The organism is Mycobacterium sp. TH-M82, from assembly GCF_057473605.1.
Genome location: NZ_JBYCKY010000281.1, coordinates 1 through 6723, shown reverse-complemented (window position 1 = coordinate 6723; position 6723 = coordinate 1). Strand labels below are relative to the sequence as shown.

Sequence of the window (6723 nt, the reverse complement as noted above, 5' to 3'; positions counted from 1 at the left end):
GCAAGAAGTGGAGCCGCCAGGAATGCGTGGAGCTCATCGAGGGCAAACCGTCTCCCCGTCTGACCGACAAGGAGAACGCCGCGGTGGACTTCGCCCGTATCGTCGGCCGTCGTCCCGCCGCAGTCACCGACGAGATGGCCGACAACCTACGGTCGTTCGGATGGACCGATGCCGAGATCGTGGAGATCGTGGCCTCGGTTGCGTTGATGCGCTACACGACCACGGTGGCCAGCGCCCTCGACGTACCGCTCGAAGAGGCGATGGAAGGCATCGGGGTGAGCTGCGGAGTGCCACTGGATCGGCTCAAGGGTTGATGTAACGCGCACCTGCTCGGAAACATCGTCATGGCGGGCGCGCATGCACTAGCTCACAGCCAGCCACCAGGCCGGCAGCCCCGACCGCGCAGTCAGGCTGCGTCGCGAACCGCGGGATCGGACCGCCAGCGGTACACATTCGGTGTGCATCCGTGCAACAACGCCAGATCCACGGCGTCCAGCATCGCCTGTAGCCGTCCGGGCTTGCGCAGTTGACCCGCCGCCACCGCAACCCGCACCACGCCGCCACGGCGCGCGGTGCGTTCGGCCGCGCGCACCAGCATCCGGCACCACCACGGTTCGGTGAGGAAGCCTTCCCCGATACCTAGCACCCGCGCGCGAACGGTGGTGTGCCTGACCAGGTCCGTGATCCCGTGCAGATCGGCTAGCAACCGGAACCCGTTGCGCGACAACACCGTCACTGTTCCTTGCGATACCGTCCAGCCAGGCGCTGCGAACGATCGGGTGCGCAACCCGACGTGGTCGAGCACCCGGTCAGCGCCCAGCAGCCGCAGGTTGGCCTCGTGGGCGGGCAACGTGGCGAACTCACTGCGGCGCTTCTTGGTAGCTGCTTCGTCGTAGCCGTGCAGCACGATTGCATCGCCACCGGCGCGCCGGCCCGCCAGCCACTCGACGGTGCGCAGGTCAGCATCGAGCCGATAATCGCGCTTGAGTCGAGGCGCCACCAGCAACGACACCGGCACGGCGCGGGCGTCCATTTGGGCACAGAACCCGGCGACGTCGGCACACGTGCGCTCGCAAATCCCGGAGACCGAGACGATCAGTTGCCCAGTCACACCATCAGTCTGATCTTCCCAGATGTCGGGACGGTGACATGCAAGCAGACGATAAGCGGCGAGTGTCCGGCCGGCTAATTCGGCAGCTTGCTGGTCGCCTCCACCTCGCCTGGCTGGCGACAAGGCGCTGGTGGCGCGGAGCCGTAGGTGCCGAGGCAGCAGTGCGCCGCCCGGTCATGAGCGGCTGGCTCGGCGACGCGTCACCATGCGCCACCCGATCGCGGTTGCGACCACCCCCGCGAGTGCACCCAGCAATGGCAAGGCGCCCAGGGCATCGACCCGGCCGGCCAGCCAACCTTGCACCACCCCAACACCCTGGATGATGGGGTCATCGGGACTGGCGGCGGTGAAGTAGAGCCGGATCTCGTAGTAGCCGTAGTAGGTGACGTAGAGTCCGGTCACCAGGACGACGACGCCGGCGATCCTGCCGACATGCGGCAGGATGCGGCGCAGTACGCCAGCGGCCGCAGACCCGGCCAGGGCCACTGCTAGCGCGGCTACTCCGACAGTGATGGTCATCCCGCCGGCATATGCGGTAAAGGCCAGGACGCCGGTGAGTATGGATCCCCGCTCGAATGTCACGCTGAACACCGCGAGAAACGGTGCGATGGTGCATGACAGCGATGCGATCGCATAGCCCACGCCGTAGCCGTACATCGAACGCAGCTGCGCGGTTGGCGCCACATGGGGCAGCCGTGGAACGATAACGGTGATGTTCTTGCCTGCCAGCAGCCACACTGCCAGCATCACCAACAGGACACCGATGACGACGGTTGCGAACGGCAGGTACTTCTGCGCGGAGGCGATCAACGGCGAGAGCAGTAAGCCGAAGACGCCGAAGACGGTGACGAATCCGGCGGACATGGCCACCGTTGCCGAGCCCGCGCGGACCAGCGCCGCCTGGCGTGACGATTCCGTGCCGCCGCCGGCGACCACCAAACCCAGGTAGCCCGGCAGGAACGCGAAGCCACACGGGTTCAGTGCGGCCACCAGCCCCGCGCCGAGGGCAAAACCGATCGTGTCGATCATTGGTTGGACAAGCCCGTTACCCGCTGGGTGAGATCGGGCTCAGACAGCGACCCCTTGACGACGTCAATGCTGCCGTCGGGGTGGATGAACGCAAACGCGGGTTGTCGGGTGACACCAAATTTCGCCCAGACCGTCCCGTCGGTGTCGGCCAGCTCGCTGAATCCATCCAGCTTGTACTTGTCGACGAACTCTTTCATGGCAGGTATCTGATCCAGTCCGGCGACTCCGACGAAGGTCACACCCGCGTGAGCCGCGGCGACCCGGCCAACCATCGGCGCCTCCCCTTGACAGGTCGGACACCACGGTGTCCAAAACCACAGCACGGCGGGTTTACCCAACAGGCTTTGCCCGTGAAAGTCCTTCCTGTTCAGGGTTTTAGCGGTGAACCGCAGCTGTGCAGGCACGGTTCTGGCTTCGGGTGGCTGGGTGTCGACGTGCCACGGGGATGGGTGCGCTGCCGAGGACCCGGCCCCGGACTGCGACCCGCACGCCGCGACAAGCACCGTCGTGACAACCAGGGTGACGATCAGTCGCACACGAGTCACTGCGACTCTCGTCCGCCGAGCGACCGATTCATGTCCAGAAGTTGTTCCACCGACCACTGATCATCGGCGTGACGACCGTAATGCGCGGCGATAACGGTCCCGTCGGGATCGATGAGGAAGTCGGCCGGCAGCCCCAAATGTGTGGTGCCATCCGTTGATCCGACACCGGCATAGTCGGGATCACTACGGTGCCGGCGGGCGGCCGCATACCCGCGGAACGCGGATCGCCATGCCCGGGGATGAGTCAGGGACCGCAAACCCTTTTCCACTCCGAATGCGCGGTACTGCTCCTTATCGGGGTCGGCCACCACCGTAAACGGTAGCAGGGACTGATAACCGCGCAGCTTGTCGGCTGGCGAGTGGAAAAACACCACCTCGGTGATCCCCGCGCCGGCTACCTCCTGATACCGGTCGGCGAAGCTGCGCAGATGCAGATGGCAGATCGGGCAGCCCGCGAACCGGCGAAACTGCACGTGTGTTCGTCCCGTGGTCGCCGGCACCCGCACCGGCTGGCCGTCGATGCCCTTAAGGCGACGTACCGGAACGGTTGCACCACTGGATAATTGGCTAGCCATAGCGGCACCTTACGGCGCGCAGCACCGGCGCGCTAACCCCTTTGTCAGCGCGGTGACAGTCTGTAGGCCGCCTGCGCTGACCACCGCGCTGCCTGGCAGCGCGCTACGCGGGTAGCGCGAGCAGGCCTGTCGCGACCTCGATCAGGTCGTCTCCGACGATGTCGGCGGGGGTGAACACCTCGGCGTAGTGGCCTTCCAGGCGACTGACCCAGCCGGTGACCCACCGGGCACTTTTGGCACCGTGGCAGTCGAACGCGTGCACGGCGACCAGCGCGACCTCGCGGACCGGGCGGGCGATCATGTGTACCGCGTGGTCGTAGATCTGCCAACCCGGTTTCCAGCTGGACACCTCGGCCGCGCTGATGACCGTGTCGATGTAGCCCAAAAGATTGTTGCGGACAAGAAAATTAGTGGTGGCATCGGCGTTACCGTTGCTCAGACACACCAGTGAAATCCCCGCCTGAGCCAGCATCTCCAACGCGGGCTCGACGTCGGGGTGAGCCGGAAGCGTGCCGAAGCCGGCCAGCACATGACCTACCGCGTCATCGTCGAGCGTGCCACGCGCCAACGTGCGCAACGCCGCTCCGGCCACCACGGGAAACGGTTGATAGCTCTCGGCCAAGGTCAACGCCATGCCATCGCGCTGCAACCGATCCAACCATCGTTCCAGCAGCGTGGGAGCAAGTCCGACATCGGCGAACCGGGACCGCAGCGGCTCCAGCGACATCAGCGTTTCGACAACGTCGAACACCACAGTTCGCGGCCTTTGCAGCATCTGCGTACCTCCTCATCAAAGGGCCACCTGAGCTATCCACCGACGACCAGTGGTGCGCGCCCCTATGCAGCGGGACTATCGCCGCCACCGGGTCCACCACGGAGCCGGCGCCTCCTCACCGCGAGCTGCGGCCAGCACTTGTCGCACCGTGGGATTCACCATAACGCGCTCGCCGATGAAAACTGTTGGTACAGTCTCGTTTCCGCCAGCGACCGATCGCACACGCGCGGCCGCTTCAGGCTCTTCCCAGATGTTGAATTCTCGCAGGTTGAGGCCGCTGCGCCGCAGCGGGTGCAGCAGCAGGTGACAATACGGGCAGCCGGGCCGCCAGTACACCTCGACCACCGGGTCCGTTCTTTGCGGAGCGGTCATTGCACCCTCCTTGTGCGCTGCGCATCGCTGGGTAGCGGTTACCCGGACTGCAAGGCGCTGGCTCGGGTCGACATCGCGGCAAGGTCGGAACCGTGCCCGCTGCTGTGACGGACCAGCTTTGGCGATGCCGTCAGCGGCGTCACCAACCGTCCAGGAGACCCGAATCTCACTGCCCGGGCTAGAGCTTTGTCACCTGGCTGACCATTCGCCCTGCAATGGACCGCAGACCTGCGTAATGGGGCGAACATGCGGAGATTATCAGGTAGCCCAATGTCGTCGACTTGGTCATTGGCTTCGACCATCGTCGATGACGCGTACACGGCCCTAGCATGCTATCTTCCGTCGGGTGATGTCGGCGAGCGTGTCCGAGTGGCGTGACGGTGGACGCAGGTTGGCGACCGGCGTGGGATCGGTGTTCGTCCGATCGAGGACTGGTGAGAGCCCCACGGTGCTGATGTTGCACGGCTATCCGTCGAGCTCCTACGACTTCCGAACGGTTACCCCGCACCTGGCCGGGCGCGCGTGGGTGGCCATGGACTTCTTGGGCTTCGGCCTCTCGGACAAGCCGCGGCCGCACCGCTACAGTCTGCTGGAGCAGGCCGACCTGGTGGAGGCCGTGATCGCCGACACCACCATGGGCCCGGTCGTAGTGATCGCGCACGATATGGGCACGTCGGTGACTACCGAGCTGCTGGCCCGAGACCTGGAGGGCCGCTTGGGATTCGACCTGCAGCGGGTCGTACTGTCGAACGGCAGCGTAATCCTGGAGCGGGCCAGTCTGCGTCCGATCCAAAACGTGCTCCGCGGCCGACTCGGCCCGGTGGTCGCGCGGCTGGTGAACCGGCGCATGTTCATCCCAGGCTTCGCGCGGCTGTTCAGCGCTGGCCATCCGCTCTCCGCGGAGGAGGCCGCCGCGCAGTGGGCGCTGCTCTCACACAACGGCGGTCATCGCATCCTTCATCTGCTGATCTCCTACCTTGATGAACGCCAGCGGTATGCATCACGCTGGCATGGTGCCGTCCGTGAGTGGCCGAAACCGCTCGCTTTCCTGTGGGGCCTCGACGACCCGGTCGCCACCACCAACGTGCTCGACGGGCTGCGGGAACTACGCCCCGCCGCGCCCGTGATCGAGCTACCCGGGCTGGGCCACTACCCGCAGATCGAAGACCCAGCCACCTTCGCCACGAGTGCATTACGATTGCTGGATGGCTAAGCAGCCAAGCCATAACTATTGTGGATCTTCATATTCCACAGTTCGGCAATATCTGTAGACTCCGGCTGACGGCGTCACCGCATCGACGGCTGTAACGCAGGTTCCGCCAGACCCACTGTGCGAGAGCCGCATCGGGTTCCGCCCTTGTACTGGTGGTCCCGTCCTGTCGCCGTGGCTACTCCTCCGCACGTGGGCGTCCCGGCCGCAGATGGGCCCGGGCCACAGCCGGAAAGGCGACGACGAAATCCCAGACGGCCCGCCAGCCCGCGCGCCGCAGCACACGAAAAAGCGTGGCGGGCCCAGATGGGCGGAACCGGGCCCGCACCGCCGCGGTGTCCTGGCCGACGAGCACCTTTCCCAACACGGCCTCGACGGCTGCCGGATCGTTCCACATCGCGCGGAACGCCACCTTCCCGTCGGCGTCGATGACGTGCACAGTGTTCGGCATGGCTCCATAACGCCGGTGCGCGGTACCGGCCAGGTCATCGATCAGGATCGTGCGGCCCTCGTGTTCCTCGTCGGCGACGATCCGCGCGGCGGCGGCCTTCTGCGCGGGATCGTGGTGCGCGCCAATGTGCTGGCCCGGATGCGCTTCGCGCACATAGAGAACCAGGAAAACCACGTCGGGGAAGCGAAACGCCAGCGCGTTCATCGGCTCGATGTGCCCGACGTACATGGGGCAGCTCACGCTGCCGGTCTCCACAACCACGGGCTTACCGCGGAAATCGGAGAGCTTTACCTCGGTGCCGTCGAGTCGCGTCGCGGTGAAGTCCGGCGCGGGTTCACCGACCTCCACGCCCCCCAGGTGGTCCATGCTGCGATGCTCAATGCCGAAGTGGTCGTAGTTATAGGCGGGTGCAGCCGAATTTGTGTCTGTCATCGCTTCTCCATAATCCCTCGCCAGTCACCTGGGTAGTCAACCTGTTGAGGTAATGCCAGTGCACGACCGCAGATGGCGTAACCGTCGGGATCGAGACAATCTGCGGTTTGAGATCACGCCGAAACGGCGTAGCCGTAGCGAGTTGGTCACCACGCTGACCGAGGAGAAGCCCATCGCCGCGCCCGCGACGATCGGGTGCAGCAGGCCCAGCGCCGCGAGGGGG

10 protein-coding genes are annotated in these 6723 nt (G+C 65.5%); 2 read left to right on the top strand and 8 right to left on the bottom strand.

Going from position 1 to position 6723, the window contains the following annotated elements:
- Window positions 1-314: carboxymuconolactone decarboxylase family protein (locus tag AC2VON_RS08885; protein ID WP_486952613.1), on the top strand; the 314-nt coding region annotated here is incomplete at its 5' end.
- A 92-nt stretch (window positions 315-406) separates the two neighbouring features.
- On the opposite strand, the gene AC2VON_RS08880 is transcribed toward AC2VON_RS08885, so the two are convergent.
- The 6 genes from AC2VON_RS08880 to AC2VON_RS08855 form a co-directional block, all read right to left on the bottom strand.
- Window positions 407-1111 carry a DUF2334 domain-containing protein gene (locus AC2VON_RS08880; protein ID WP_486952612.1) on the bottom strand — a complete coding sequence of 235 codons (705 nt, stop codon included), beginning with the start codon at window positions 1109-1111 and terminating at the stop codon, window positions 407-409.
- A 174-nt stretch (window positions 1112-1285) separates the two neighbouring features.
- Complete coding sequence (locus AC2VON_RS08875) at window positions 1286-2140, bottom strand: cytochrome c biogenesis CcdA family protein (RefSeq protein ID WP_486952611.1); 855 nt, start codon at window positions 2138-2140, stop codon at window positions 1286-1288.
- Window positions 2137-2685 (bottom strand): protein disulfide oxidoreductase, encoded by a 549-nt coding sequence (locus tag AC2VON_RS08870; RefSeq protein ID WP_486952610.1) that lies wholly within the window; start codon window positions 2683-2685, stop codon window positions 2137-2139. The genes AC2VON_RS08875 and AC2VON_RS08870 overlap by 4 nt, the downstream gene beginning before the upstream one ends.
- The gene (locus AC2VON_RS08865; protein WP_486952609.1) at window positions 2682-3260 is read right to left on the bottom strand and encodes a peroxiredoxin-like family protein; all 579 of its coding nucleotides are present in this window, start codon (window positions 3258-3260) and stop codon (window positions 2682-2684) included. Before AC2VON_RS08865 ends, AC2VON_RS08870 begins: the two co-directional genes overlap by 4 nt.
- Before the next feature lie 103 nt (window positions 3261-3363).
- On the bottom strand, window positions 3364-4035 hold the full coding sequence (locus tag AC2VON_RS08860; RefSeq protein ID WP_486952608.1) for an HAD family hydrolase: 672 nt from the start codon (window positions 4033-4035) through the stop codon (window positions 3364-3366).
- Between the two features lie 75 nt (window positions 4036-4110).
- The gene (locus AC2VON_RS08855) at window positions 4111-4407 is read right to left on the bottom strand and encodes a glutaredoxin domain-containing protein (RefSeq protein WP_486952607.1); all 297 of its coding nucleotides are present in this window, start codon (window positions 4405-4407) and stop codon (window positions 4111-4113) included.
- Between the two features lie 349 nt (window positions 4408-4756).
- Here AC2VON_RS08855 and AC2VON_RS08850 point away from each other — a divergent pair, with 349 nt between their 5' ends.
- Entirely contained in the window at window positions 4757-5620 is an 864-nt protein-coding gene (locus AC2VON_RS08850; RefSeq protein WP_486952614.1) for an alpha/beta fold hydrolase, read from the top strand.
- Window positions 5621-5795: 175 nt separating this feature from the next.
- On the opposite strand, the gene AC2VON_RS08845 is transcribed toward AC2VON_RS08850, so the two are convergent.
- Together AC2VON_RS08845 and AC2VON_RS08840 are read right to left on the bottom strand one after the other, a co-directional pair.
- Complete coding sequence (locus AC2VON_RS08845; protein WP_486952606.1) at window positions 5796-6500, bottom strand: TlpA family protein disulfide reductase; 705 nt, start codon at window positions 6498-6500, stop codon at window positions 5796-5798.
- A 36-nt stretch (window positions 6501-6536) separates the two neighbouring features.
- Window positions 6537-6723, bottom strand: a 187-nt coding sequence (locus AC2VON_RS08840; protein ID WP_486952605.1) for a hypothetical protein, incomplete at its 5' end; no start/stop codon positions are given.